Genomic DNA, 26293 nt, shown 5'->3' on the forward strand with positions numbered 1-26293 from the left:
TTAGATCTCCTCCTTCACCAGGACGATTCGGTATCTTCGGAAGAACTCTCCAGCCAGTATAAAAAACAGGATGCATCCCTGAACCACTAGGGTACTAGCGATAGGCAGCCCCATCACGATCTGGAGGGATTCGCCTCCGACCAGTAGACCTCCCATGAGGAAGGATACGATCGCTATGGCCAGAGGGTTCAGCCTGGATAACCAGGCCACTATGATGGCGGTATAACCGAATCCTCCGGAAAAACCATGCTGCAACCTGCCCTGAAGCCCGGCGACCTCGCTCATCCCGGCCAGTCCGGCTATGGCTCCCGATATGAACATCACCACAACGACGTTTTTGACGTAGTCTATTCCGGCGAAGGTAGCTGCCTTCGGGTTTTCTCCTATGACCCTTATCTCGTATCCCCAACGGGTCATCTTGAAGACCCACCATGCCAATAGAATCAAGGCCAAAGCTATGAAGATGCCCGAGTGGACCCGCCCCCATCCTATAGGTACCAATTTGGCCGTCTCCGGGAAGGGCGCCGTCATGGGAAATCCCAGACTGGACGGATCCCTCCAGGGACCGTAGACGAAGTAGTCCATCAGGTGTATGGCGATATAGTTCATCATGAGGGTCGTTATGATCTCGTTGACGTTCCACCGAGCCCTTAAATAGCCGGCGAAAGCGGCCCATATGCCTCCTGCGATAATCGCCGATATGCCCATTATGGTCATCATGGTCCAATGGCCCTCTACGGGGAAGTATCTTACCGCGGCGGTCGCTGCGATAGCTCCCATGAATATCTGCCCTTCCGCCCCGATGTTCCATATCAGCATCTTGAACGACAGCATAAGGGCTATTGCCGTCATAGCCAGAGGTATGGCCTTGACCATACACTCGCTAAGGCCGTAGCTGTCGCCAAAGGCGGAATAGTACATTTCCCTATAGGCTTCGATGGGAGAGACCCCCATCATGACGAGAAAGACTCCGCTTGCCAGAAAGGCCATCAGAAGTCCTCCGACGGGAATAGCCAGGTCCAACCAAAGAGGTTGTCCTATCCTTTTCTGCCTTTTTATCCTCATGCCTTGGTCCTCCCCAGTTCATCCATCCTGGTTCCGGCCATCATCATGCCTATCTTCTCCACCCCGAACGACGATGGCTCGTCGACGATCCCCATTATCGAACCTCTGTACATCACAGCCAGGCGATCGCTCAGAGCCAACAGCTCGTCCAGGTCCTCGGATATCAGAAGAACGGAGGCCCCTTTCTCTCTCTCGTCCAGAAGCTGTTCCCTGACGAACCTGGTCGCCGCCACGTCCAACCCCCATGTAGGATTCATCGCTATCAGGATCTTAGGAACGTCGCTGAGCTCTCTACCGAGCATCAGTTTTTGAATGTTACCTCCCGATAGATTCCTGACAGGGGTTCCCACCGAGGGCGTATCCACGTTGAAGTTCTTTATGATGTTCAAAGCGTGTTTGATAACTATCTTCCAGTCTATGATAACGCCGTGAGCTACTGGGCTTCTCCAATATCTCTTGAGGGTGGAGTTTTCCCCTACGTCCATGTTGGAGACCATGCCGGTTCCCCGTCTATCCGCAGGTATGTAGCGAACTCCCGCGTCTATCAGTTCTCTGGCCCCTTTCCCGGTTATATCTTTTCCGCCGAGGAAGAGATTTCCCGAGACCAGCCTTCTGAGACCGGCCATGACCTCGCACAGTTCGGTCTGTCCGTTTCCGGCGACTCCCGCTATCCCCAGTATCTCCCTTTCCCTGAGGTCGAAAGATACCTGGTCCAGAGCCTTGAGACCTCGATCGCTGAGAGCTGTGATCTCGAACAGGCTGTATGTGACGTTTCCTGGGGAAAGGTTTTTTTTATCCATCTCCAGCGATACCCTTCGGCCGATCATCATCTCGGCTATCCGTTCCTTGCAGGATTTGCAGGTGTCCACCGTGCCTATGAGTTTCCCCTTTCTGAGGACGGTGATCCTGTCTGAAATTTCCATTACCTCGTCCAGTCTATGAGATATGAAGATCACGCCTCTTCCCTCGGAGGTCATTTTCTTTACGGTGGAGAATAGATTTCTGGCTTCCTGAGGGGTGAGGACCGCCGTTGGTTCGTCGAGTATCAGGACCTTGGCGTTTCTGTATAAGGTCTTGAGTATCTCGACCCTCTGCTGTTCTCCTATGGAAAGCTGCCATATCAGGGCCTCGGGATCGACGTCCAGGCCGTATTGACGGGATATTGACTCTATATCGGATATGATCTTTTTTTTCGGAAGTATCTGAGGAAGGTCGGCGGAACCCAGGATCATGTTTTCCCATACCGTCTGAGAGGGGACCAGCATGAAGTGCTGGTGTACCATACCTATACCTCTGGCTATCGCGTCGTGAGGGGATCCGAAGGAACACTCTTCTCCGTCGATCTCGATAGACCCTCCGTCGGGACGATATATGCCGGAAAGTACGTTCATCAGGGTGGATTTCCCGGCTCCGTTTTCCCCTAAAAGCGCCATTACCTCCCCCGGTTTGACCGAGAGGTCCACTTCGTCATTAGCTCTGATGCCTTGAAAGGATTTTACGATTCCTCTCATATTGACCAAAGGGCTTGGTTCCGACGTCGTCATAAAAAGAGTCCCCCCTTGCACGGTATCATGGATATGAGGAAATAAAGCGAGGGTGCTCTTTTATGAAGCACCCTCTTGTTATGATACACTGAAAACCTATCTCGGCGAATTAATTATGAATGAGTCTATTTGGGAATGGTGCCTTCGACGCCCTGCACGAACCAACTCATTCCGAGCATCTCTCCGTCGGTCATCTTTGCGTCCTCGGCGACCTTCAGCTCGCCGTTTTGGTCCCATATGGGTCCCCAGAAGACGTCCCATTCCCCGGATATTATGGCCTTTTTCCTGGATTCTACCGTTTCCTGAAGGGACTTTGGCACTGCTTCGTTGAACGGGGCGAGTTCTACCAATCCTTCTTTCAGTCCCCACCATACCTGATCGGGAGCCCATACTCCGTGGGCTATCTGTTTGACCGTGTAGTCATAGTATTTTCCCCAGTTCCATATAGGAGAGGTCAGGTGCATCTTCGGTGCGAACTTGGACATGTCGTTGTTGTATCCTATTACGTATACTCCGGCTTCTTCGCAGGCTTGAGGTGCTGCTCCGCTGTCGGCGTGCATACCTATGACGTCGGCGCCAGCGTCGATGAGGGCCTTGGCTGCCTCTTTCTCCTTGCCTGGGTCGAACCAGGAGAACAGCCATATTATTTTTACCTTGACCTTGGGATTGACGCTTCTGGCTCCAAGGGTAAAGGCGTTTATGCCTCTTATGACCTCCGGGATCGGCTGAGCCGCCACGTAACCGAGTACGTTGCTCTTTGTCATGGCTCCGGCCACTATTCCGGAAAGGTAGCGGGCCTGATACATGCGGCCGAAGTAGGTTCCCATGTTGTCCGCCGTTTTATATCCCGAGCAGTGCATGAAGTAGGTGTCGGGATGTCTCTTGGCTACGTCGACCATGAAGTCCATGTAACCGAAGGAGGTTCCGAAGACCACGTTACATCCCTTTCTCACCAGGGTCTCGATGACTCGGGCGGAATCAGGTCCTTCCGGGACGTTCTCCACTATAACGCTCTTAGGCAGGTCGGGGTTGTTCTCGTGCATATAGGCTCTTCCCTGATCGTGCATGAAGGTGTAGCCTCCGTCTCCCACTGGCCCTATGTATATGAAGCCGGACTTTATGTCCTGAATTGGGATGGCTTTCATGGCGGCGGTAGCGGTGCCGATCATGAGAAGCGCGAGGGATAGGGCGATGATGCCTGTCAGTAACCGTTTTTTCACAGTCAATACCTCCTCTACGTATTAACGAGACGAAGCCCGTCTTTGCCAGAGTATATCACGTAAGGACGATGTATATCCATGAATACAGTTACCCTGGTTTTACATTTTTCTCGATTTGGGTAAAATAATGGACAGGCAAAACGCTTCCCTCACAGGGGAGACTTTTTATCTTTGGAGGAAATGCCAGATGGGTTCGGAGGAAAGATACCACAAGACTTTCTCTGTATCGTGGGAACAGATTCAGAGAGACTGCAAGGCCCTGGCCTGGAGACTTTTGGACCGCAAGTGGGAGAGGATAATAGGTATAGCAAGAGGGGGACTCATCCCCGCCGCCATAATAGCTAGAGAGCTCGATATAAGGCTGGTCGATACCGTATGTGTATCCAGCTATACCATGAAGCGTCAGGGCGAGCTGGAGATATTGAAGCAGATCGACACGTCCAGCAAGGGCGAGGGGTGGCTTATCGTGGACGATCTCGTCGATACCGGCAAGACTGCGAAGGTTGTCAGGGATATGTTTCCGGAGGCTCGGTTCGCAGCGGTTTATGCCAAACCGGAGGGAAGGCCGTACGTCGATACGTACATAACCGAGGTCAGTCAGGATACCTGGATACTGTTCCCCTGGGACGCCGAGGCCCAGTATTCGGATCCCATAAGCATGAGGCAAAAATAACGGTAAAACGGGACGTAGGTTCGGCCGAACTACGTCCCGTTCTTTTACTCCACCAGTGTGGGAGGAAGTCTATCCCCCTCCTCGGGTACCATGCAGATGAAATGGAAGTCGCAATGTTCCTTGGCCTGGAATCTATGGTGCACCTTCGGAGGTATGTAGAACCAGCCGCCCTCCTTGAGTTCGAACGTCTGGTCGTCTACGATCGCCGTAGCCTCTCCTTTCAGGATCAGCCCCCAATGAGGCCATTCGTGGCAGTGAAGCGGGTTTCCCGTTCCCGCTTTTATGGTGAAATAGCGTACCACGTGTCCTGGCCAGTCGTGGACTTTCGGGCTGAATACGATTCTTTTTTCCATGGTGGGACCGCTGGCGTCGTCCAGCGTTATGTCTCTTAACGATCCGGTATATTCTTTCATGCTCCAAATCCCCCTTCGAGTAAGGTCTCTCGAAAATCAGTATAACAGAAAGCTCCCTTTCTCAGATTGCGGAAGGACAGCCGGAGGAGCTTTTTCCGGAATCGTTGGAGATGATCTCGGCCATTATTGCCACAGCTATTTCCTGAGGGGACCCGGCTCCGATTTCCAGTCCTATGGGGGTATGGATTCTCTCTAGATGTTCTTTGGATACTCCCTCTTTTTCCAGTGTTTCCCACAGGGTGGCGGCCTTCTTTTTGGAGGAAAGCATGCCGACGTAGGATGGATTCCTGCCATCCAGGAGTTTCACCACGTCTCCGTCTTTTCCGTGGGCCCAGGTGCATATAACGACGGAGACTCCCGGTTCCATCGGGAGGGTGTCGATGGCCTCTTCGAGAGGCAGATTCACAAATTTAGAACAGCTCGATGGAGCCGTTATCCCGTCTCTGTCGTCCCAGAAAATCACGGAGTAACCGCAGAGGGAGGCTATGGTTCCCACCGCCCGTCCCACGTGTCCTGCTCCGAATATGACCAGATCTCTTCTCCTGCCTATCGCCTCCATGAAGATGGCGGTGCTGCCTCCGCATATAAGCCCCTCCGTATCGGAAGATTCCGCCTCCAGCCGGTATTCCATCATCTCGTGAGGACGGTCATCTGAGAGCAGCTTCTGCGCTTTCGATATGGTCTCTCTTTCCAGAGCTCCACCTCCGACCGTGCCGATCGTGGTGCCGTTTTTTTCGACCCACATCTTCGAACCTATCCGACAGGGGGTGGATCCGTTTTTCGCCACTACCGTGCAGAGTACTCCGGGGACTCTCTCTCTTATAGACCTTTCCATCGCTTCGATTATCTCTGGGGTCATATCGTTTCTCCTTTTATGTTATTTGGGGGCTCCAGTTGGATCTGACCAGTTTTACCCCTTTGGAGCCGTAGTCCAGTACGTGGATCCCGCAATAATCCTGTTCCATGGAAAAGACGGTTCTGAGGGAAATTCCGATCTCCTTCCATAAAATGGTCCTGAATACACCCAGATGTCCGAAAACCGTTAGTGACCTGCGGTCTGTCAGCCTTCCCCTGATGGCAGGTACGGTCCTCTTTGCGAGGTCCTCGAAGCTTTCTCCCTTGGGAGGTCTGAAGGTCTCTATCTCGGTCCACCTCTTGTCGAGGTCCTCCGGGCATTCCCTTGCCAGGTGGGAGAATTTCTTCATCTCCCATTCTCCCAGGTCGATCTCCCTGAGATCCGGAACCTCCAAAGGCTTAAGGCCCGCTTCTTCGGCGGTGTCTAGACATCTGATCATGGGACTGGATACGACGAAGTCCGGGGAAATTCTACCGATGACGTCGGACAGTTCTTTCGCCGATTTCCTACCTTTCTTTGAAAGAGGAAGGTCGGTGGCGCCGTAGAGCGTCCTTTTCTCCTCCAGTTTTGGTTCACCATGGCGTATCAGATAGACTCTGCAGGTCATCTCAGTTCCTCCATGCCGTCCCTGCCTATCGCTTTAGAAAAATCATCCAGCATCTTTTTCGCTTTTTCCAGCCTTCTGGCCGCGTTTTTTCTGGCTTCCGGCCGATCCTTGAACTTGGCCAGCATCCCGGCGAGCCGTTCATCCGGAGAGCATATTCTGTCGTCGCAGGTGAGCTTGTCCGCCAGATAGAGCAGGGCGCCTTCGTCCAGAACGCCGTCGTAGGGGTAGTCCATGTGCAGTTCCACCAGACTAGCGACCGACGGAAATCCGTGAGAACGCAGTGCTTCAGCTCCGACTTTTCCGTGTTTTTTCTCGGTGCGACAGAGGTCGTGGAGGGATGCTGCCGCCTTCAATAAAGGCAGGTCGAGCTTTGTACCTCTCTCGATCAGGAGATTGGCCATCTTGAGGGCGGTCTCGGTAACCTGCTTTTCGTGTCGTATCACCCTCGTCGGGGTTTCGTACATAGTTTCGAGGGCTCTGATCTCCTCTTCGGAGGGGATCGTTCTATTCGAGGCCATTGAGGAAAGGTTTACGTGATCCTCTCTGTCGTCCATGTCGCAGAGTATGAAGCGATCCGCCACGGGAATTTCGGAGCTCTGATCTTCCAACAGATTCAAGGCCCCCCTCAAGCCCATTTCTCCGTTCCAGCCCAGGATTTTCGAAACGGCTTTCCTGTCTATAATGGGAGGATGGCCTCTTTTTCCGAGAAACGTGGGGTAGGCGACGGTAGAACTCCCTGCCAGACCGGCGAGTCTCGATAGAGTAGCGGCCTTTACCATAGGGATGTCGACCGGAAGGAAGAGAAAACGATCCCAACTTACAGGCATGGCCTCAAGGGCCTTTCGGACCGATGAGAACATCCCATCTTCGTATCGTTCGTTGTGGACCGTCTTACATCCGAGCGCTTGGGCCAAGGGATCGATCTTTTCTCTCCAGTGTCCAGTGACTACTAGGATCTCCTCGATACCGGCCTGTCGAAGATTCGATACCACCCATTCCATGGCGGGAAGTCCCAGTATCTCCATGGTAGCCTTGCAGGCTCCCATTCGGGAGGAATATCCGGCGGCTGGAACTATCGCTCCCGTTTTCAACATGATTTCGGACATAGATGATTTAGCCCCAAGAGGGCGCCTGTCCCCGATATGGTGGTGCCAAAGAAGATGATCTCCTTGTCTCTTCTCTCGTATATTTCGACTATCGAGTCGATCGTATCGTTTACCAAGGTGGAGCCGGTGACGAGACAGAGGTCGACCTGGTCCGCCATTCTCTCCATGTCCTCGTCTCCGTTCCAGACCTCTACTCCATATCGGACTTGACCTATGTTGGCAGGGTTCAGGTCGACGATCTTTACCCTTTGTGGTCCCAGTTTCTCCGAAGCGTTGCGCAGCATAGCGGGCTGGTACCCTACTATGCCCAGGATACCGTCAGGTGGCAGTTTCTCCTCTATCAGGTCGGCGATCTCAGATCCACAGGAGTCGGGCTCCGAGTCCTTGCAGTGGACCGTGTGCCCGCATATGCCGAGGGCTGACGACAGGGCGTTGACGGTGCCTATAATAAGGGCTCTCGATCTATCGTCGTCTGGATTCATAGTCAGTACGTCCGAGAGAGTCCCAACCCAATTGGATGGACTGGAAGTGAAGGACTGCCCATGATGACCGTCTATCTCGACGTCCATTAACTTCTCGACGCCTCTCTGTAGGGCGAAGTCCTTGTACGGGGACGGGTCCCCTAGGGCTTCCTCCACTCCGAGAGCTCTGGCGGTTATGTTCGAGCCGGTAGGGTAGCTACTCTCTCTTATCACGTCGTTTAGGTTTTTAATCGCCGATGCCAACAAGGTCATCTTAATCCTCCTCGTGATCTTTCGCCTTTTTAGAATTGCACTCGTCGCATATTCCATATCCCATAAACTGCTTCCCCCTTATGGTCCAGCCCTCCGGAAGGCTTATGTTGGGTATGGGTTGTTCCTTTAAGCATATCATTCTTCCGCACTCGGTACAGATTAAGTGAGCGTGGTTTCCTGGGCAACCTACAATTCCTTCGTCGTGGATGCAGTATCTCCATATTCCGTCTATGCCGAGTATGCGGTGGATCATTTTCCGTTCTTCCATAGATTTTAGGTTTCTGTAGAGGGTAACTCTATCGAAGGGGGCTAGCTCGGGATCCGATTCGAGATCGCAGTGAGCCATGGGCTCTCCCTCTTTGGCTAATCTCTGCAGGATAGCTTTCCTACAGGGAGTGGCCTTGAGCCCGAGCTCGTTGAGTTTTCTTCTGTAGTCCATGATGTCAGGCTCAACGGGATGCGAAGCCGCAGTTGGGGAAGTTGCAGATCTCGCAGTGTCTGCAAAGTCCGCCGACTCCCCATCTTCTGGTCTCCTCGAAGGAGGGGAGTTTTCCCGTGAATACCCGGGGCAACAGAAGATCCAGGGAAGTCCACGTCTCAAATACCGCTCCCGCCGGGACTCCCAGTACGGGCAATCCTCCCTTTCGGGCGAGCATTATATGGCATCCGGGAAGGACGGGTATCCCCTTGAAGATGGTCTCGTCCGTAGTTGTCTCTATAGCGGATGAGGTGACGTCGTCGGCGTCCACGCTCATCCCCCCGGTGCATATGATCGCTTCTGCCCCTATATCGACCATGTGATTTATCGCCTGGACTATGACCTCCTTTTCGTCGGGAACTACGGTCTGTTCTATAATTGTTCCTCCGTATTCGGCTATCTTGACCTCCAGTTTCGGTCTGAAAGCGTCCTTTATACGTCCCTCGGCCAGCTCTTTGCCGGTGGTTACGAGCCCTAACTTTAAGGGAGAAAAGGGTATCACCGATATGGGGGACGCTATCTCCTCCGCTCTTTTCACCTGTTCTTCGTCGACGACTAAAGGCAATACTCTGAACCCAGCCACGATCTCTCCCCGTTTAACAGGAACGTTGACCGGCAATGTAGAGATTATCCAGCTTGGATCCAGGTTGATCCCGTTTATCCCGTCGGTGTCGAAGTGGAGCAGACCGTCTCTTTTCGCTTTCAAAGTGCATTTCCCCTCCGACGGCCCCGATCTAGAGACCCCATCTCCAGTCAGTATCCTAGAGAGTCTCACCGATGCATCGTCCTCGTGAACCTCCTGCGGTTCGAGTTCCAGTACCGTGAGATGGGCTCTTCCCATGGACTTAAGGACCTCAAGGTCGGATTCCTCTACGACGTGCCCCTTCTTGAAACGAGCCCCCTTGAATCCTCTCTGCGGTGATATCTGAGTGAGGTCGTGGGATAGAGGATGGCCTATGGCCTTTTCCAGGGGCAAGGTTTTTTTATTCATGGTAGATTCCTCCGATTCTTGAATATGATCGATATATTCCTCGGCCTTATCGCCATCGCCACGGATGAACCTTCCTCCGTATCTAGCGAGGTGTATGAGGTCGAAGGGAATTCCAGCTGCCAGCTAGTTCCTCCTCCGTCCACGTGTAGATGGCACACGTTGCCTATGACGTACCTCTCCAGCACCGTTCCTCGCACTATATTTTCGGAGAAGATAGGATCCATCGGTATGTCCGGATATAGCAGAGATATATTGTCGGGGCTTATGAAGGCAGAGGCTGGGCCCTCATCGTTTATCGAAGGCGGGAGCATTAGCTTCCCTCCGTTCCAAAGGAAACGCATACCTCCGTCGCCTCTCACCACCGTCCCCTCCATAGTGGTTCCCCATCCCAGGGAATGCCATCTTTCCCCCGTCCCGGATAGCAGTTCCTCCGACCTTATCTTGCCGGTGATCCTGCCGTCCTTTACCAGAAAGATGCGGTCCCCCAGCGAACAGACATCCTCTATCTGGTGGGTAACGTATATCATGGGAACGGAGGTCTCTCTGTGAAGCCTTTTCAGCTCTCTTCTCAGAGATCTTCTGAGAGGGGTATCCAAAGCGCTGAACGGTTCATCCAGGAGGATCAGATCCGGCTCGGAGGCCAGAGATCTGACCAGGGCGACCCGTTGTCTTTGCCCTCCGGAGAGTTGGTGCGGAAACAGGTCCTTCTTTCCGTCTAATCCCACCTTTTCGAGCCATCTACTCGCCTCTTTATTAGCTTCTTTTCGGGGCATCCTGTCGTCCATGGCGAAAGCCACGTTTTGTTGGGCTGTCATGTGTGGAAAAAGGGCGAGATCCTGAAACACCATGGATATTCTTCTGGTCTTCGGGGATGTCCATGAATTCCCGTCCGACAATATCCTGTTACCAAGGATCAGTCTGCCTCCGCCGTTAGGCTTGATTAGTCCCGCCAGAAATCTCAGGGTCATGCTTTTTCCCGCTCCGCTGGGTCCGAAGAGGACCGAGATCTCCTTTTCCATGGAGATGTCGACGTCTAGGTCGAAATCTCCTACGCTGTGTCTGAAGGATGCGTCCAGCCACGTCACGATCGGTCTTCCATTCTTCTAACGAAAAGCAGGCTGGCTACGCCGACACATGCCAGCACAGCCGCTGCGGCGTTCGCCTTTGCGAACTCCAGAGACTCAACCTGGCTATATATGTACAACGGCAAAGTCTGCGTCCTTCCCGGTATGTTCCCCGCTATCATCAGGGTAACACCGAAGTCACCTAACGCTCTGGCCGATGACAAAGCCAACCCGGCCAGTATGTACTTTCGTGCCAGAGGAAGGGTTATCCTGTAGAATATCTGCCATTCTCCCTTCCCCATAGTCCGTGCCACCTCCTCCAGAGAGTTGGGTACGGAGAGGAAACCGGTCCTGGACGCGGATATTATCAAAGGCATCGACGGAATAAGGGCCGCTATAGAGGCGGCGGGGAAGGAAAAGAGCAATCCCATCGATCTCATGGCAGGTATGCTGCCGAGTGCCATGAGCAGATAGAGTCCCAAAACCGCCGGAGGTAGCGCTACCGGAAGCATCAGGGCTGTTTCCAGAATCGGTTTGCCTGGAAAATCCTTTTTAGCGAGGAGCCAGCCCGAGGACGTGCCGATTATCAAGAGAAGGGGGACATCTACAATCAGGACTTTAAGGCTTATTGTCAGGGATTGGATCAATTACGTCCCTCCAGAGCGAACCCCCACTTCAGCCAGATAGGGTCGACTTGTGAGGAACGGCAAAAAGACCAGAATTTTTTTGCCTCGACCCCGGCGGAAGGGGATAGACCTCCTACCTGAGGCAGAGTGGCTCCCTCCATGACGGTAAACGAACCTTCGGCCTTCAGAGCTGCGCTCTCGGGGATAAAAGCCCATTCAGCCGCACCGCTTTTTACTGTGATAATCGCCTGAGGGGCCGACTTTGCCGGTAGGATTTTTTTTCGATCGAGCGAGTTCCACATATTCAGTTTTTGTAGGTGTTTTTGGGCAGCCATTCCGTAGGCGGTGGTATCCGGATCCGGTATGGCTACGGTTTTCTTTTCGAGATCGGACAGATTCGGTTTTTCCGTCCCGGGACTCCACAGTACCAGTTGTCCGATGGCGAAGGTGTGGATGTCCATCAGAAGGTCGCGACTCTCCATCCACTTTGGCCATCTCGGTTCCGAGAGCAGTATAAGGCCATACGGGGCGTTGGCGTCGGCCTGTTTTGCCAGGGCTCCACAGGGTCCCTTCACGATGGAGAGAGGCTCGTTCCCTTCCGATACATAAAGCGTCATGACCTCCTCGACGCATGGTGCTATTCCGGCGGCCACGGCCACTATCTCCCTGTCCGTAGCTGTCGAGGGCACAGTTGAGAAAAGGAACAGAGCGATTGAAACGATCGAGACAATGTTTCTCTTAGTTGACTGCTTCACGTAGCAGGACCTCCTTCGATGTTTCCCCCGAGCGTTATTTATGGGAGATGCTATATAATGCAACCTAGTTGCGATTATATTATACACCGAAAAAAAAAGGAGGATCCTATATAATCATGTCGAAAATCGAGGCTATATGTATTAGCTCCAAACGTAGGGAACCGAAGAGATCCGTCCCCTATGCCTCTTTCCTGTACGGTGGTATAGACGGGGACTCTCACAGAGGTATCTCCAAGAGAGAGGTCAGTATGTTGAGATCGGAGGATATATCGGCTGCGGAGATCCAGGCCGGATTCAGCTTTCCCCCAGGTGTCTTGGCGGAGAACCTTATAGTTTCGGGGTTGCCGAAGGATCTTCCTGTAGGGACGGAGCTTAAAATAGGTACCGTGTCTCTTTTGCTTATAGAAATAGGAAAAAAGCCGGGAGAACCCCATTCCTATGACTATAGGGGATGGTGCCTCCTTCCCGACGTAGGTTTTTTTCTCAAGGTCGTCGAAGAGGGAGTCGTTAGATTGGGAGACGAGGTCCTCTTGAGTTTTCCGAATTAAGTTGAAGGGTATTCACCGCAGACAACTTTTTGGTATGATGGTTCGATAGATGAGTCGATGTTTCAGAGAGGTGGTGATTTAAAGGGGAGTCGCCATAGTGGGATTTTTTCTATCTGTAGCTGATGTATGTCGGGGGTGGCTCGACTCGTTCAGGCTTTTTTAGTGTTATTTATGGAGGGCTTTTATGTCTAAGGAAACGACCAAAAAAGATGGTTTTTTCGTAAAGGTCATTAAGGGTATCGAGGTAGCGGGAAACAAACTGCCCCATCCTTTTTGGCTGTTCATGGGGCTCTGGGCTATAGTCCTGGCTCTTTCCGCGGTTTTTGAGGGTGTCTCAGTCCAAAAACCGGGTACGGAGGATACCGTGGCCATAATGAATCTGCTATCACACAAGGGGTTCGATTGGTCCGTGAGAAGCATGGTCAAGAACTTCGCAGGATTTCCACCTCTCGGGTTGGTCCTGGTCATGATGATCGGTCTGGGGGTCACCACGAAGTCCGGATTCCTGGAAAACCTCATGAAGAATATCGCCAAGGTGCCGGAAAAATTCATTATCTTAGCGGTTTTCCTCTTCGGAATTTGCGGTAACCTGGCCTCCGATGCGGCTATAGTCATAGTCCCCCCGCTTACGGGAGCTCTTTTCTTCTCTATGAGGAAGAACCCTATATTCGGTTTGGTAGTCGGTTACGGTGCTGTGTGTGCCGGTTTCACCGCGAACTTGTTCATAGCCGGTACCGATCTGTTGCTGGCGGGAATCTCCACTACCGCCTATCAGATAGTCAAGCCCGGTGCGGAAGTCTATCCCACCGCCAACTACTTCTTCATGGTGGTGTCAACCTTCGTGATATCCGGCTTGGCTTCCATCTTCGTCAGCAAGTTCATGATGCCCTCTTTCGGCCAGTGGGACGAGAAATTCGAGCACTGTCAGGCGGCCGAGGAGATGCAGCACGGTGGCGGAGGATTCGAGGTCTCCGAGCAGGAAAACAAGGCCTTCCGGTCCGCCATGATATTTACCGCCGTCTATTGGATCGGCCTCATCTCTTATGCCATGGTTCCTGGTAGCATACTGAGAGATCCGGTAAAGGACGTTCTGATTCCTTCGCCCTTCATCAAGGGCCTTGTTCCTATTCTGCTCCTCTATTTCATCCTGGTCGGGGTCATCTATGGTAAGAAGGCCGGAACGATAAAGACGGCGAAAGAATTGGTCAACTCCATGGTAGAGGGAGTGGGAGGTATGGCCAGTTACATCGTCATAATCCTGCCCATCGCCAACTTCATAGCGGCTTTCTCCAAGTCGAATATGGCTATCGTGATGGCGGTAAAACTGGCTGAGGGGCTTAAGAACGCCGGTTTTACCGGATTCAGCCTTCTAGTGATGATAATTCTTTTCTCCACTTTCGTGAACCTCTTCATAACCAGTGGATCTACCAAGTGGGCATTTATGGCTCCTGTCATAGTTCCGATGCTCTATTATCTCGGGTATTCCCCTCAGCTTGCGCAGCTTTTGTATCGTATCGGTGATTCTTGCACCAACTCGATAACTCCCATGATGCCCTATTTCCCTATACTCCTGGGTTTTGCCGCTAAGTACGATAAAGACGCCGGTATAGGGACGATCGTATCCAGAGGGATCCCCCTTTCTATATTCTTTGCCGTTGCCTGGATAACTCTCTTGGCAGTGTGGTACTTCCTTAATCTGCCTCTCGGACCTGGAGCGGGTATCTTTGTAGGTTAATCTAAGCGGTTTTCAGTGGTAAGGACGAGCCCCCCCGTTTGTTGGAGGGGGCTCGTCGTGCTAAAGTGGTTTGGAATAATAATAAAAGACCGCTAAGGAGCTGAGGCGATGGAACGAGGCATAGAGTCCAGTTTTGGAAGATATCTGAACTACGTCAGGATCTCCGTGACCGATAGGTGTAATTTCCGTTGTCGATACTGTATGCCGTCCAGAGGAGTGCCGACCTTGAGCCACGAGGAGATAATGAGCTATGAGGATATCCTCTTTCTGGCTAAGACCCTATCTTCCATGGGGGTGAAACGGTTGAGGTTCACTGGAGGGGAGCCTTTTGTAAGAAAGGATTTCGTTCCTTTTTTGGAGAGACTGAAATCGGAACTCCCCGATTTGGCGGTGGCTGTGACTACCAACGGCTCTTTGGTGAAGCCCTGGGCCAATAGGCTGGGAAATCTTGGTCTAGACGGTATAAGCGTAAGCCTCGATAGCCTCAAGCCCGATCGTTTCAGGAATATAACCAGGCTCGGAGATCTGGGATCTGTGATAGAGGGTATCGAGGCCTTGGTCGATAGCTCGAATGCAGTGAAATTGAATACGGTTATGGTGAAGGGGTTTAACGACGACGAATTGCCGGATTTGATCGATTTCGCCAGAGAGAAAGGGGTCCTTTTGAGACTGATAGAGTTCATGCCTCTCGATTCCGAAGTGTGGCTGGAAAACGCTTTCGTATCCGTGGACGACATGATCGATGGCCTTCCCGACGGGGAGCTCTGGATCCCGGAAAGACCGTCCGATAGCGTTACTTCCGGGCCTTCCGTGTATTACAGAAATCGAACAACGGGGCAGAGATTGGGTCTGATAGCTGCCGTATCCCATCATTTCTGCGATCGTTGTAACAGGCTCAGAATAACCTCCGATGGAGAGGTTAGACCTTGTCTTTTCGATGTTAGAGGTCGCAGCGTCATGTCCGCGCTCAGGGACAGATGCAGTGAGGCGCTCGTTGAGACCATAGCGGTCGCTGCCCTCGATAAACCCGAATGTTGGACCAAGGTCGCCCGTGGCGAGAGCCATATGTCCAGGATAGGAGGTTGATAACAATGTCGAAGTTCACCCATGTCGACGACGAGGGACATCCCCGGATGGTGGATGTAGGAGGAAAGCCAAGGACAGACAGGACCGCCGAGGCGGAGGGATGGGTTCTGATGTCCGATAAGGTCCGTGATGCAGTGGCGGAGGGAGGAAACAGGAAGGGAGATGTATTACGCATTGCCGAGCTTGCGGGGATCTCTGCGATAAAAAAGACCTCCGACCTGATCCCGCTTTGCCATCCTCTCAGACTGGATCACGGTGCCGTTATCTGTCGCCTGGATCCAGGCAAAGGTGTCCATATAACCTGCAAGGTCAAGGCCGGAGACGTGACTGGAGTGGAGATGGAGGCTTTGACCGGTGTCTCAGTAGCCGCGCTTACGGTCTACGATATGTGTAAAGCGGTCGATAAGGGTATGGAGATACAGGGAGTCAGACTCCTGAAAAAATCAGGCGGTAAAAGCGGTAAATGGACCAGGGACGGCTTAGAGAGGAATGGCGATCTACCGGAGATAACCGTGGCCGTCCTGACCGTGAGCGACAAGGGCAACCAGGGAGAGAGAGAGGACCGATCCGGTCCGGCTCTATGCAGGGCTGTAGAGGAACTCGGATACACCGTACAAGATAGGGCTATAGTACCGGACGAGAAGGATGTTATAGCGGACAGAATCGTAAAATGGGTGGACGAGGAAGACGTCCATATGGTCTTGATAACAGGCGGAACCGGTCTCTCCTCCAGGGACGTAACGCCGGAAGCGGTCATGTCCATAGCGGACAGGGAGGTGCCCGGACTGGGAGAGAGGATGAGATCCTATTCTCTCAACTTCACCGATAGAGCGGTTTTGTCCCGAGGATTGGCCGTCACTAGAGGTGGGTCTTTGATATTGGCCATGCCCGGAAGCGTAAGAGGAGCGATCCAGTGTTTTCAGGCGGTGGAGTCTGTGATCGGTCATGGATTGGAGACTTTAAGAGGACGGAGTGGGGATTGCGGTAATTGAACCGTTGCATATCGGAAATATTCGATCCAATCCATTGACTTTCCCTATGGCAGGGGTCGTCGGTTTTCTTGACACCGAGGTCGCCGAAATATACGATATTGACATTAAAAAGACAATGTCATGTCTTAGTCAGAGGAGGGGGCAACTTGAGTTCAAAATGGCTTTTTCCTTCCGATATCGATGAGCTCGTCGGTTTATTGGAGAGAGATAATCCCCTGGTTCACGGAGGGGGAACTGGAATTCCTAGAGGTCGTGTTAGGTCCTCCAAGGTAGTGGTCGATCTGGGTAGGATGGGATGGAACCGTTGCTACGAAGATGGAAAAAATCTCCTTTTGGGGGCGACCTGTACGTTTTCTAGGACGGTAGAGCAGCTGTCGAGAATTCGTCCCGGACATATCCTGGTGTCCGCCCTTAGTCGGGCGGCCTCTACGCCTCTGAGAAACAGGATTACCCTCGGTGGCAGCGTGGCTTTCTTCCCCCTGTGGTCCGATCTCATGGGGCCTCTCTTGGCTCTAGGGGCATCGGTGGATTTGGTCGGAACGGTATCGGGGCGTTATCCGATAGAGCATTTCGTGTCCAACAGGGGGCTTTTCAGGGGGGCGGTGATTAGATCTGTCGTCGTTCCCGATCTTCCTGTGGATAGCTGGTATTACAGAGAGGTTCGCGTCGGTTTCGATTACCCCGGTTTCACGATGACCCTGTTGGCCCAGAGGGACGGAGACATCCTGGCAAATTTTAGAGGTGTTTGCGTGGGAACCAAAGAGCGGTTCAAAGTTTTAAAGGGTGTATCTGAGAGTCTCAAAGGGATCCGTTACGGCGATGTGGACGTCAACGCCGTGGCCGAAAAGCTCGAGCTGGATTTTCCGGATAAAAAATCCGGAAGCGGAGAGTATTTTGGTCAGGTCGCCAAGGTCTGGTTCGAGAGAGGCCTGGCGGAGCTCTTGGAAAGGTAGGTGGCTGTCTTGGAAGGACGTTTCGTGATAAACGGGGTTGAGAAGGTCCTGTCGTTCGAGCCTGACGCTACTTTGCTCCAGGTCCTTAGAGACGGTGGTTTTACCGAGGTTAAGAGAGGTTGCGATACCGGTGAATGCGGTGCTTGCGCCGTCGTCCTTAACGGAGACCTCGTGACATCCTGCAAGGTTTACGCCGCCTCGGTGGTCGGTTCTGAAATACTTACGGCAAAGGGGTTGGGTACGGTACAGAACCCCCATCCTATTCAACAGGCTTTCGTTGACGCCGGGGCGATTCAGTGCGGCTTCTGTACTCCTGGCATGGTTATGGCTACATATGCGTTGCTGTCGAAAAACCCCTATCCCACCGATGATGAGATCAAAAGGGCCTTGGATGGCAACAAGTGCCGTTGCACCGGCTACGTGAAGATATTCGACGCGGTACGATTGGCAGCTGAAAGGATGAGAGATCATGGATAGGGATTTTTCCTCCGTAGGTCACGACGTTGAGAAGATCGACGGTCTGTCCCTGGCGACGGGAACGGGACGCTATACCGACGATTTTGATGCTCCTGGAACCCTTCACGTGGCGGTGCTGTACTCTCCCCATGCTCACGGGATCATAAAGAATATAGACGACTCGGAGGCTTGGAAGGTGCCGGGAGTGGTGGACGTTATGTCCTATAAAAACGCCTACGACGACATGCCTAAGGTAGTTCATACCACTGCCGGTCAGGGGTTTCCCGAACCCTCTCCCTACGATTCATGGCTTTTCGACGACAAGGTCAGATTTGCAGGCGACAGGGTAGCGGCGGTAGCGGCGGAGACCCTGGATATAGCCAGGCAGGCGGTATCGAAAATAAAGGTGGAGTACGAGCTGCAGGAACCCCTCTTCGACCCGGAGAGAGCCATGGACCCAGGTGTCCCGGTGGTTCACGACAGGGACGAATATATGCCGATCCCCGTCCCATACGACCCATCCAAGAACCTGATGGCGGAGAAGATCTTCTCCATAGGAGATGTGGAGAAGGGCCTGGCAGAGGCCGACTTCGTCCTGGACCAGGTCTATCGCACCCATTACGCCCATCACTGCATGATGGAACCCCATTCAGCCTTTGCCCTTTTCGACGAGACCGGAAGGGTGATCGTCTACTCGTCCACCAGCGTGCCGTTTCACGTTCGTCGAATAGTCGCCCAGGTGCTGGATTACCCCCTTAGGAAGGTTCACGTCATAAAACCCCGGGTGGGAGGAGCTTACGGCGGCAAACAGGAGGCCTTCATAGAGCCCCTAGCGGCCAAGTTCGCCCTCCGTACCGGTCGTCCGGTGAAGGCGATACTGTCGAGGGAAGAGGTTTTTACCTCGTCCAGGACGAGACACCCCATGAGGGTCCACGTCACGGCAGGGGTGATGAAGGACGGGACCATCACCGCTCTCAGAATGGACGACCTGATGACGGCTGGAGCCTATGGTCCTCACGGCCTCACCGTGCTTTGTAACGCAGCTTCAAAGGTCCTTCCCCTTTTCAACAAGGTGGAGAACGTCGAGTTCATCGGTCGCACCGTCTATACCAACCAGCCGGTGGGAGGAGCTTACAGAGGCTACGGTGTTACCCAGGCGACATTCGGTTTTATGCAATTCATCGACGATTTGACGAGAAAACTCGACGTGGATATCTTGGAATACATCAAAAAATGGCATATCAAAGAGGGGGAGGGCTCTCCCGTGTTCGAGGCTATCGGAGAGGGCAAGGCAGGAGTTCCTCAGGTCATAACGTGCTGTAAACTCAGCGAGTGTATCGACCGAGGTGCCGAGGCTATAGGGTGGTACGAGAAAAGGGGCAGACGTATATCCGATAGCCCTGGAAAGATCCGTGGGGTAGGTATGGCGGTCTCTATGCAGGGATCGGGAATTCCGCTCATAGACATGGGAAGCGCCTACATGAAGTTGAACGAGGACGGCTCCTGTAACCTCCTCATGGGGGCGTCCGATACCGGAACCGGATCCGACACCGTGATGTGTCAGATTGCCGCGGAGGTGCTGGATATACCTACAGATATGGTGGTCCCGCTTTCCTCCGATACGGACGTCACTCCCTTTGACGTAGGGGCCTATGCGTCCTCCGGTACCTACGTATCAGGAGGAGCAGTAAGGGCCTGCGCAGAGGATTTTCTTAAGAACATAATGAAGGTAGCTTCCGTCATGTTGGAGGTTCCGGTCGAAAGACTGGAGACCTCCGGGGGTAGGATATGGGATCGCGACAATCCCGATGTCTCCACCGACTTCGGAGCGCTGTGCTGTTTCTCCCTCTACGGTGCCGGTGAAAACATGCAACAGATTCAGGGGTACGGATCCTACACGTCTCCGGTGTCACCGCCTCCCTTCATCGCCCAGTTCGCCGAGGTGGAGGTGGATACCTTCACCGGCAGAGTAGAGGTGCTGCGTTTCGTCAGCGCCGTGGACTGCGGTAAGGCTCTCAATCCTAAGATGGCCGAAGGGCAGGTCGAGGGAGGAGTTCTCAACGGTATAGGTTACGCCTTGACCGAACAGTATCTCTTCGACGACAAGGGAAGAATGACCAACCCGGATTTCGGAAACTACAAGGTCTTCGGATCCCTGGATGTCCCGAAAATCGAGACCATTCTGGTGGATTCCTACGAGGAAACCGGTCCTTTCGGAGCTAAATCCGTCTCGGAGGTATGTATAAACGGACCGGCTCCGGCCATCGCTAACGCGATATACGACGCCGTAGGCGTGAGAATATTCGACCTTCCTCTTACTCCCGAGAAGATCCTAGCCGCCTTGAAAGACGTGGATCGCTGAGAGCGAGGTCTGCTCGACGGGGGCGGTCAAAGACCGCCCCCGTCGAGTTGAGGTATTTTCCTCGAAAGGGGGAATGTCACAGTGGATCAAAATCGCTATATCATCTCTAACGGCGTAGTGGCCGACGGCAGAGGCGTCTTCTATTACAACGGATCCGTTTTGGTCGATAGCGGTAGGATCGCCTCCGTAGGCCCTCTCGACGACCTGGAGATCGAGGGTCTTCCGGTTTTGGATGTGGGTGGTAGGTTGATACTGCCAGGTCTGGTGAATATGCACCATCATCTCTACTCCCATTTTGCCCCCGGTCTGGCTCCTCACGGTCCCTCGGAGGGCTTCGTCGAAGTCTTGGAGGACCTATGGTGGCCTCTTGACGCCTCCATGGACGAGAGCTCGATTTATTGGTCCTCCCTGTGTGGCGCCATGGACTCGGTTCGCCATGGGGTGACCACCTTTTTCGATCATCACGCTTCGATGAACCTGTCGGAGGGAGTGCTTGACGTGATAGACCGTGCCGTCGAAAAGGTCGGATCTAGGGCGGTCCTATGTCTTGAGGTATCCGATCGTCTCGGCAGGGAGCGAGTAAAGAATCAGTTCGAGGAAAACGTCCGATTTTGGAGCTCCCATCGAAACGATACCGCCAGAAAGGGAATGCTTGGCATTCATGCCAACATGACCTTGTCGGACGAGTCCATGGCCTTTCTAGGACGGCAAAAACCCAAGGAGATGTCTATCCACGTCCATTGTGGAGAGGGACGTCCCGACTACGATTTCTGCGTAGAGAAGGGGTATCACGGACCGATCCATCGGCTGGACTCGTTTGGACTGATTTCCCCGGGGTCTCTGTTGGTCCACTGTATTCATCTCTCGGAAAGGGATTACCGCATATTGGAGGAAATCTCTCCCGCTGTGGTGACAAATCCGGAGTCGAACGCGAACAACAGGGTGGGACGGATGGATAGAGGCCGCATAGGGCGTTTCCTCTTGGGGACCGACGGTATGTCGGGAGATATGGTGGCTTCTCTTCGTTCGGCTTTTCTGCTTGATCGTCAGGCCCCGAGGCTCTGGGAAGGCTTGAAAGACGCCTTCTTCGACGAAAGGTACGACTATGTCCGTCGTTTTTTTCCGGATCTCAGAGGCTTCGAGATAGGGTCAGCCGCGGATGTAGCCGTTTTGGACTATGTTCCCCTTACCCCTGTATCAGAAGATAACCTCTTGGGACATCTCATATTCGGAGCCAAGGGCGGAAACTCGTTCATGACGGTGGTTGACGGAAAGATCCTCTGGCATGATGGAAAATTCACCGACAGTGATTTGAACGATGTCTCTTTGGTCTCGGAGGCTCGAAAGGCTGCTTTAAACCTTCACGGCAGATTCGAGGCGCTGGACTGGAACGGACATCTCAGGTGATTCGATAGGCTTACCGAAAGGGAGGGTAAATATGGCAGATTTGACCGTTAAATTGGGGAAGTTAAAGTTCATAAATCCGGTGCTTCCCGCAGCGGGCCCCAACGTCATGAGGTTGGAGCAGATGTTGGAGGCAGTGGAGAGAGGGGCTGGAGGCATAGTGACAAAGACGGTGTCCAGAGAACCGGCCGTCTACCCTAAACCCTGCATTTCCAAAGGACCTTGCGATGGTCTTTTGAACTGCGAGACTTGGTCCGATCGTCCCTGGAGGAGCTATATAGATGACTATGTCAAGGTCAAGGAGACCGGTGTTCCCCTGATATGCTCCATCGGCTACAGCCCCGAGGACGTGGCTGAGCTTGGCAAGGCGCTGGAGGCGGAGGTTGGTCCCGACGTGGTGGAGTTCTCAACCCATTACGTCGGCAAGACCCTCGATCCACTGAAGCGTGTGGCCGAGGCCCTTAGAGGGTCTGTATCCTGTCCTGTATGGATGAAGGTATCTCCCAGTACCCCGAATATACCGGAGATGGCCAAGGTCATGTCCGATTATGTCGACGGATTCGTTGCGGTCAACTCGGTAGGTCCCGCTCTGGATTTCGATATCGATAAACCTAAGCCTCGGTTGGGGACGGAGGACGGCCACGGTTGGCTTTCCGGCCCGGCCATCACCGGCGTCGCTCTTTATGCGGTCTATCAGATATCCCATTCTCAGGATAAACCGGTCGTGGGGGTAGGAGGCATCAGGACCGGAGAGGATGCGGTCAAGTTCATCATGGCAGGGGCTTCTTTGGTCGGAATATGTTCCGAGGCGATACGCAGAGGAACCGGCATATACGGAAAAATAGCCTCCGAGATATCCGATTGGATGGATCGAAAGGGATATGGCTCGTTGGACGATATTCGGGGTCTATATGCTCCGGTCGAGGCGGGCGATTCGAGATGATCGGAGGCCTCGATATGGATGGACGCAGGGTGGTGGGGAAGCCCGAGCCGAGGAAGGACGGTTGGGATAAGGTAACGGGCAGGGCTCTTTTCGTGGACGATATACCTTTGGATGGATGTTGGTATGGCGGAGTTCTTAGGTCGACCGTTGCCAGAGGAATTCTCAAGGGGATCGATAGAGATCCTTCCTTCGACTGGTCCAAGGTTACGGTCGTGACCGCCGCGGACCTGCCCGGGGCTAATATGGTGGCCTCGGTGCGAGACGACTGTCCAATATTGGCGGAGAACCGAGTTTCCTACGTTACGGAGCCTATCGCCTTGGTGGCCGCCCCGGATAGACTATTGCTCGAAAGGGCCTTGTCTTGCCTGAGACCGATCATAGAGCCGGACGGGGATCCTGTGGTCGACGTGATGGAGGCATTGAAGGCCGAACGGATCGTATGGGGAGAGGACAACGTCATACAGCAGTTCGATATCCGTCGAGGAGATCTGGCCGCCGGTTTCGACGAAGCTGATTTTATCTTCGAGGAAACCTACAGCACCCAGCATCAGGAACAGGCCTATCTGGAGCCACAGGGAGCCTTCGCCGTGCCCACTTCCGACGGAAGGGGAGTCGAGGTCACCATATCCTGTCAGTGCCCTTTTTACGTGCATAACTCTTTGTCCAAGGGGTTGCCTCTTGATCCGGGGAACATAGTTGTGAAGCAGTCCACCACGGGAGGAGCCTTTGGAGGGAAGGAGTTTTATCCGTCTTTGGTTGCCCTCCATGTGGCAGTTCTGGCATTGGTCTCGGGTAAAACGGTCAAGCTGATATTCGATCGTGAGGAAGATCTGTCATCTACCTCCAAAAGGCACCCATCGGTCACCAGAATTCGCTCCGGTCATAAGAAGGACGGTACCTTAACCGCCATGGACGTGGACTTTATCCTGAACGGAGGGGCCACCACCACCTTGAGCGTGGTGGTACTCCAGAGGGGGGTCCTCCACGCGACGGGGTGTTATCGGGTCCCGAACGTCAGGGTATTGGGAAGGGTGGTAGCCACCAATCTACCCCCCAGCGGAGCCTACAGGGGTTTCGGTGTTCCTCAGTCGGTCTTCGCTGTGGAGCGTCATATGGATCTTGTAGCCTCCAGACTCGGGATCTCTCCTGTCGACATCCGTAGAGCGAACATGCTCAACGTGGGGGACATGCTGCCCTGCGGACAGGTTCTGGATCAGGTCGCAGCTAGAGAGGTCATGGATAGAGCCCTGAAGAGCTCGGACTACTTCGAAAAGGTGAAGAGATATTCGGAGGAAAATTGCTCCGGATCGAAGGTGCTTAAAGGCATAGGGACGGCGGTATTCCTTCACGGAGGAGCCTTCACCGGGTCAGGAGAGGAGTATATAGACGGCGTCACAAAAGTCGTCTTCGTTCCCGGAGAGGTTCCGGAAGACGGGCGGGTCGAGATAAGAATAGGCAGCACCGAGATGGGCCAAGGAGCTGCCACTGTGTTGCCCCAGATAGTCGCTGAAGGCCTTATGCTGGATCTCGAGAAGGTGGATTACATGGACCCCGATACCTCCGCCGTTTCGAACAGCGGGCCGACAGTAGCCTCTCGTACCACCGTCGTCGTAGGGGCCATATTGACCAGATCGGCCCAGGATATGATAGATAAGCTGAGGGATTTTATAGGGGAGAGAGAAAACTCGATCGTCTCCTACGAGGACGGTTTATTTCGTTTCGATGGAGGAACGATATCCTTTATGGAGGCGGCCCATAGCTATTCCGAGGTCAAGGGCGAGCTCGTAGGGTGGGGCAGATATCGTTCCACCGGAAGCCGCTGGGACGACGATACGAATAGCGGCGACGCCTATCCTTCCTACTCCTGGGCTTGCGACGTGGTAGAGGTGGAGGTGGACAGAGACACCCTCGAGGTAGTCCCCACCAGGCTTTATGCCGCCGTCGAGATTGGGACGGTTATCAACCCGGTCCTGGCGGAGGGGCAGTATGAAGGGGGGACTCTTCAGGCTCTCGGTTACGGTTGGCTGGAGGATATGAAGGTTAAAAGAGACCGCATAGATGCGGGGTCTCTGAGTAAATATCTTATACCGACCACGATGGACACGCCGTCCTTCCAAATCGAATTCTTAGAGGTGCCATACGAATACGGGCCCTATGGAGCCAAGGGGTTGGGCGAGCTCCCCCACGACGGAGCCGCTCCTGCCTTGGCCCAGGCGATAGGGCATGCATTAGGGATATTCCCCAAGGACATCCCGGTGACCCCGGAGAGGATCACCGCCATGTTGACCTCAAAGGAGGAACGGCGATGAGAATCGCTTTGTCTATAAACGGAGAGAAACTAAACTTCGAGGTGAGCCCTCTCGACCGTCTCCTGGATATACTTAGGACCTACAAGGGACTGACCGGGACCAAGGAGGGCTGCGGAGAGGGGGAGTGCGGTGCCTGTGCTGTCATTCTGGACGGCCGACTGGTCAACTCCTGCATGATCCCTGCAATGGAACTCCACGGCAGCAAGGTGCTGACAGTAGAGGGGCTTGAAGGGGAGGGCGATCTCCTGCAAAGGGCATTCGTGGAGGAGGGGGCGGTGCAGTGCGGCTTCTGTACTCCCGGGATGGTCATGGCCTCCAGGGCCCTGCTAGCCAGACGTCCCCATCCGACCAGGGAGGAGATCAAAGAGGGACTCGCTGGCAATCTATGTCGTTGCACCGGTTACGAGAAGATAATAAAGGCCGTGTCCAGGGCGGCCGACGAGGGATACGGCGAGATAGCTAAGGCCGATCTGGATTTTCAGGAAATGGAAAAACCCTCCGAGCCCGCTGGTCTTAGCGAGAGTGAAATGGATAAGGTTTTTCTTCCCTACGATCTTGATGAAGCCTGCCAGGTCTTAAGCCGTTTCGACGATGTTTACATGCTCGCCGGTACGACCGATTTCTACCCGGACCTTAAGAAAGGGAAGCCCGTTCCGGGGCGATTGATGGATCTTACCCATATATGCGAGCTGAAGAAGATAGACGTATCGGAGGCCAATGTGATTATCGGTAGTGGAGTTACCACCCAAAGGATAGCGGAAGATCCGACTATAGCGGAGTTTTTCCCTGCCCTCCGGGAAGCCGCCGATAGCTCCGCAGCGATCGCCATAAAAAACAGGGCCACTTTGGGTGGAAACCTGATGACGGCGTCCCCTGCGGCCGACATCCCTCCGGTTCTCATGATGCTGGGAGCGAAGGCGGTCCTTCGAAGTTCCTCCGGCCGAAGAGAGATTCCGATGGATTCTCTCTTCAAAGGCTACCGGGAGACGGTCCGTCGTCCCGACGAGCTCCTGGATTCCGTAATGATTCCCACCCCCAAAAAAGGAACTGTTCAGGTTTTTTACAAAAGAGGATCGAGAAAATCACTGACCATCTCCAGGGTAAACGTGGCCTGCTCCGCTCGACTGGAGGACGGAGTGGTGAGGGATATGAAGGTAGTAGCCGGGACGATGTCGATCTTCCCGAGCCCTTTGGTACAAGTATCCGAGATGGTCGAGGGGAAGCCGATAACGGCATCTCTGGTAGAGGCCGTTCGAGAAGCTGCCAGAGACGGAGTTCATCCGAGAACCTCGGAGGAGTACAGAAAAAACATCACCGGAAACATGGTAGCTCGTTTTCTGAGCGAGCTTGGTCAGAGGTTTTGAGGAGGGACG

General features: G+C 53.6%; 25 protein-coding genes. 12 read left to right on the plus strand and 13 right to left on the minus strand.

Annotated features, from left to right (window positions below; all coding sequences use genetic code 11):
* From DPEP_RS09035 to DPEP_RS09045, 3 genes are all read right to left on the minus strand, one after another.
* The gene (locus DPEP_RS09035; RefSeq protein ID WP_005661474.1) at window positions 1–1065 is read right to left on the minus strand and encodes an ABC transporter permease; all 1065 of its coding nucleotides are present in this window, start codon (window positions 1063–1065) and stop codon (window positions 1–3) included.
* The gene (locus tag DPEP_RS09040; protein WP_005661475.1) at window positions 1062–2609 is read right to left on the minus strand and encodes an ABC transporter ATP-binding protein; all 1548 of its coding nucleotides are present in this window, start codon (window positions 2607–2609) and stop codon (window positions 1062–1064) included. The genes DPEP_RS09035 and DPEP_RS09040 overlap by 4 nt, the downstream gene beginning before the upstream one ends.
* A 125-nt stretch (window positions 2610–2734) precedes the next feature.
* Window positions 2735–3829, minus strand: coding sequence for a BMP family ABC transporter substrate-binding protein (locus DPEP_RS09045; protein WP_005661477.1), 1095 nt, complete (start codon window positions 3827–3829; stop codon window positions 2735–2737).
* A gap of 187 nt (window positions 3830–4016) precedes the next feature.
* Here DPEP_RS09045 and gpt point away from each other — a divergent pair, with 187 nt between their 5' ends.
* Window positions 4017–4502: a xanthine phosphoribosyltransferase gene (gpt, locus tag DPEP_RS09050; RefSeq protein ID WP_005661479.1), complete on the plus strand. Its 486-nt coding sequence runs from the start codon at window positions 4017–4019 to the stop codon at window positions 4500–4502.
* A gap of 44 nt (window positions 4503–4546) precedes the next feature.
* Here the strand turns inward: gpt and DPEP_RS09055 are convergent, their stop codons facing one another.
* From DPEP_RS09055 to modA, 10 genes are all read right to left on the minus strand, one after another.
* Window positions 4547–4915, minus strand: a complete 369-nt coding sequence (locus DPEP_RS09055) for a cupin domain-containing protein (RefSeq protein WP_005661481.1) — start codon at window positions 4913–4915, stop codon at window positions 4547–4549.
* Between the two features lie 61 nt (window positions 4916–4976).
* The gene (locus DPEP_RS09060) at window positions 4977–5774 is read right to left on the minus strand and encodes an XdhC family protein (RefSeq protein WP_005661483.1); all 798 of its coding nucleotides are present in this window, start codon (window positions 5772–5774) and stop codon (window positions 4977–4979) included.
* Between the two features lie 13 nt (window positions 5775–5787).
* Window positions 5788–6378 (minus strand): histidine phosphatase family protein, encoded by a 591-nt coding sequence (locus DPEP_RS09065; protein ID WP_005661485.1) that lies wholly within the window; start codon window positions 6376–6378, stop codon window positions 5788–5790.
* Window positions 6375–7484 carry a DVU_1551 family NTP transferase gene (locus DPEP_RS09070; RefSeq protein WP_050771321.1) on the minus strand — a complete coding sequence of 370 codons (1110 nt, stop codon included), beginning with the start codon at window positions 7482–7484 and terminating at the stop codon, window positions 6375–6377. Before DPEP_RS09070 ends, DPEP_RS09065 begins: the two co-directional genes overlap by 4 nt.
* Entirely contained in the window at window positions 7466–8218 is a 753-nt protein-coding gene (locus DPEP_RS09075) for a Rossmann-like domain-containing protein (RefSeq protein WP_005661488.1), read from the minus strand. The genes DPEP_RS09070 and DPEP_RS09075 overlap by 19 nt, the downstream gene beginning before the upstream one ends.
* A gap of 1 nt (window position 8219) precedes the next feature.
* Window positions 8220–8657 carry a Fur family transcriptional regulator gene (locus DPEP_RS09080; protein WP_005661489.1) on the minus strand — a complete coding sequence of 146 codons (438 nt, stop codon included), beginning with the start codon at window positions 8655–8657 and terminating at the stop codon, window positions 8220–8222.
* 10 nt (window positions 8658–8667) lie between these two features.
* The gene (locus DPEP_RS09085) at window positions 8668–9687 is read right to left on the minus strand and encodes a molybdopterin-binding protein (protein ID WP_005661491.1); all 1020 of its coding nucleotides are present in this window, start codon (window positions 9685–9687) and stop codon (window positions 8668–8670) included.
* Entirely contained in the window at window positions 9684–10772 is a 1089-nt protein-coding gene (locus tag DPEP_RS09090) for an ABC transporter ATP-binding protein (protein WP_005661493.1), read from the minus strand. Before DPEP_RS09090 ends, DPEP_RS09085 begins: the two co-directional genes overlap by 4 nt.
* Window positions 10769–11398: a molybdate ABC transporter permease subunit gene (gene modB / locus DPEP_RS09095; protein ID WP_005661495.1), complete on the minus strand. Its 630-nt coding sequence runs from the start codon at window positions 11396–11398 to the stop codon at window positions 10769–10771. Before modB ends, DPEP_RS09090 begins: the two co-directional genes overlap by 4 nt.
* Window positions 11395–12132 carry a molybdate ABC transporter substrate-binding protein gene (gene modA / locus DPEP_RS09100; protein ID WP_005661496.1) on the minus strand — a complete coding sequence of 246 codons (738 nt, stop codon included), beginning with the start codon at window positions 12130–12132 and terminating at the stop codon, window positions 11395–11397. Before modA ends, modB begins: the two co-directional genes overlap by 4 nt.
* Before the next feature lie 116 nt (window positions 12133–12248).
* Here modA and DPEP_RS09105 point away from each other — a divergent pair, with 116 nt between their 5' ends.
* From DPEP_RS09105 to DPEP_RS09155, 11 genes are all read left to right on the plus strand, one after another.
* The gene (locus tag DPEP_RS09105; RefSeq protein ID WP_005661498.1) at window positions 12249–12680 is read left to right on the plus strand and encodes an MOSC domain-containing protein; all 432 of its coding nucleotides are present in this window, start codon (window positions 12249–12251) and stop codon (window positions 12678–12680) included.
* A gap of 184 nt (window positions 12681–12864) precedes the next feature.
* On the plus strand, window positions 12865–14415 hold the full coding sequence (locus DPEP_RS09110) for an AbgT family transporter (protein ID WP_005661500.1): 1551 nt from the start codon (window positions 12865–12867) through the stop codon (window positions 14413–14415).
* Window positions 14416–14523: 108 nt separating this feature from the next.
* A complete protein-coding gene (moaA, locus tag DPEP_RS09115) occupies window positions 14524–15501 on the plus strand; it encodes a GTP 3',8-cyclase MoaA (RefSeq protein ID WP_005661502.1) in 978 nt (325 codons plus the stop codon).
* Window positions 15502–15506: 5 nt separating this feature from the next.
* Window positions 15507–16493: a bifunctional molybdenum cofactor biosynthesis protein MoaC/MoaB gene (gene moaCB, locus DPEP_RS09120; RefSeq protein ID WP_005661504.1), complete on the plus strand. Its 987-nt coding sequence runs from the start codon at window positions 15507–15509 to the stop codon at window positions 16491–16493.
* Window positions 16494–16639: 146 nt separating this feature from the next.
* Window positions 16640–17446 carry an FAD binding domain-containing protein gene (locus DPEP_RS09125; protein ID WP_005661505.1) on the plus strand — a complete coding sequence of 269 codons (807 nt, stop codon included), beginning with the start codon at window positions 16640–16642 and terminating at the stop codon, window positions 17444–17446.
* A 9-nt stretch (window positions 17447–17455) separates the two neighbouring features.
* Window positions 17456–17923 carry a (2Fe-2S)-binding protein gene (locus tag DPEP_RS09130; RefSeq protein WP_005661507.1) on the plus strand — a complete coding sequence of 156 codons (468 nt, stop codon included), beginning with the start codon at window positions 17456–17458 and terminating at the stop codon, window positions 17921–17923.
* Entirely contained in the window at window positions 17916–20264 is a 2349-nt protein-coding gene (locus DPEP_RS09135) for a xanthine dehydrogenase family protein molybdopterin-binding subunit (RefSeq protein ID WP_005661509.1), read from the plus strand. Before DPEP_RS09130 ends, DPEP_RS09135 begins: the two co-directional genes overlap by 8 nt.
* 81 nt (window positions 20265–20345) lie before the next feature.
* Window positions 20346–21671, plus strand: coding sequence for an amidohydrolase family protein (locus tag DPEP_RS09140; RefSeq protein WP_005661512.1), 1326 nt, complete (start codon window positions 20346–20348; stop codon window positions 21669–21671).
* A gap of 31 nt (window positions 21672–21702) precedes the next feature.
* Entirely contained in the window at window positions 21703–22611 is a 909-nt protein-coding gene (locus DPEP_RS09145; protein WP_005661514.1) for a dihydroorotate dehydrogenase, read from the plus strand.
* Window positions 22612–22625: 14 nt separating this feature from the next.
* A complete protein-coding gene (locus DPEP_RS09150; protein WP_040383343.1) occupies window positions 22626–24920 on the plus strand; it encodes a xanthine dehydrogenase family protein molybdopterin-binding subunit in 2295 nt (764 codons plus the stop codon).
* The gene (locus DPEP_RS09155) at window positions 24917–26284 is read left to right on the plus strand and encodes an FAD binding domain-containing protein (protein WP_005661516.1); all 1368 of its coding nucleotides are present in this window, start codon (window positions 24917–24919) and stop codon (window positions 26282–26284) included. Before DPEP_RS09150 ends, DPEP_RS09155 begins: the two co-directional genes overlap by 4 nt.
* The last annotated feature ends 9 nt before the right edge of the window (window positions 26285–26293 follow it).

Source organism: Dethiosulfovibrio peptidovorans DSM 11002 (genome assembly GCF_000172975.1).
In the GTDB taxonomy this organism is placed as follows: domain Bacteria; phylum Synergistota; class Synergistia; order Synergistales; family Dethiosulfovibrionaceae; genus Dethiosulfovibrio; species Dethiosulfovibrio peptidovorans.

Coding starts and splice junctions, on each gene's coding strand:
- DPEP_RS09065 (WP_005661485.1), bottom strand. CDS start 6,378: ATGACCTGCAGAGTCTATCTGATACGCCATGGTGAACCAAAACTGGAG.
- DPEP_RS09080 (WP_005661489.1), bottom strand. CDS start 8,657: ATGGACTACAGAAGAAAACTCAACGAGCTCGGGCTCAAGGCCACTCCC.
- DPEP_RS09110 (WP_005661500.1), top strand. CDS start 12,865: ATGTCTAAGGAAACGACCAAAAAAGATGGTTTTTTCGTAAAGGTCATT.
- DPEP_RS09105 (WP_005661498.1), top strand. CDS start 12,249: ATGTCGAAAATCGAGGCTATATGTATTAGCTCCAAACGTAGGGAACCG.
- DPEP_RS09040 (WP_005661475.1), bottom strand. CDS start 2,609: ATGACGACGTCGGAACCAAGCCCTTTGGTCAATATGAGAGGAATCGTA.
- DPEP_RS09155 (WP_005661516.1), top strand. CDS start 24,917: ATGAGAATCGCTTTGTCTATAAACGGAGAGAAACTAAACTTCGAGGTG.
- DPEP_RS09135 (WP_005661509.1), top strand. CDS start 17,916: ATGGATAGGGATTTTTCCTCCGTAGGTCACGACGTTGAGAAGATCGAC.
- moaA (WP_005661502.1), top strand. CDS start 14,524: ATGGAACGAGGCATAGAGTCCAGTTTTGGAAGATATCTGAACTACGTC.
- DPEP_RS09055 (WP_005661481.1), bottom strand. CDS start 4,915: ATGAAAGAATATACCGGATCGTTAAGAGACATAACGCTGGACGACGCC.
- moaCB (WP_005661504.1), top strand. CDS start 15,507: ATGTCGAAGTTCACCCATGTCGACGACGAGGGACATCCCCGGATGGTG.
- DPEP_RS09085 (WP_005661491.1), bottom strand. CDS start 9,687: ATGAATAAAAAAACCTTGCCCCTGGAAAAGGCCATAGGCCATCCTCTA.
- DPEP_RS09075 (WP_005661488.1), bottom strand. CDS start 8,218: ATGACCTTGTTGGCATCGGCGATTAAAAACCTAAACGACGTGATAAGA.
- DPEP_RS09060 (WP_005661483.1), bottom strand. CDS start 5,774: ATGACCCCAGAGATAATCGAAGCGATGGAAAGGTCTATAAGAGAGAGA.
- DPEP_RS09070 (WP_050771321.1), bottom strand. CDS start 7,484: ATGTCCGAAATCATGTTGAAAACGGGAGCGATAGTTCCAGCCGCCGGA.
- DPEP_RS09035 (WP_005661474.1), bottom strand. CDS start 1,065: ATGAGGATAAAAAGGCAGAAAAGGATAGGACAACCTCTTTGGTTGGAC.
- DPEP_RS09145 (WP_005661514.1), top strand. CDS start 21,703: ATGGCAGATTTGACCGTTAAATTGGGGAAGTTAAAGTTCATAAATCCG.
- DPEP_RS09150 (WP_040383343.1), top strand. CDS start 22,626: ATGGATGGACGCAGGGTGGTGGGGAAGCCCGAGCCGAGGAAGGACGGT.
- gpt (WP_005661479.1), top strand. CDS start 4,017: ATGGGTTCGGAGGAAAGATACCACAAGACTTTCTCTGTATCGTGGGAA.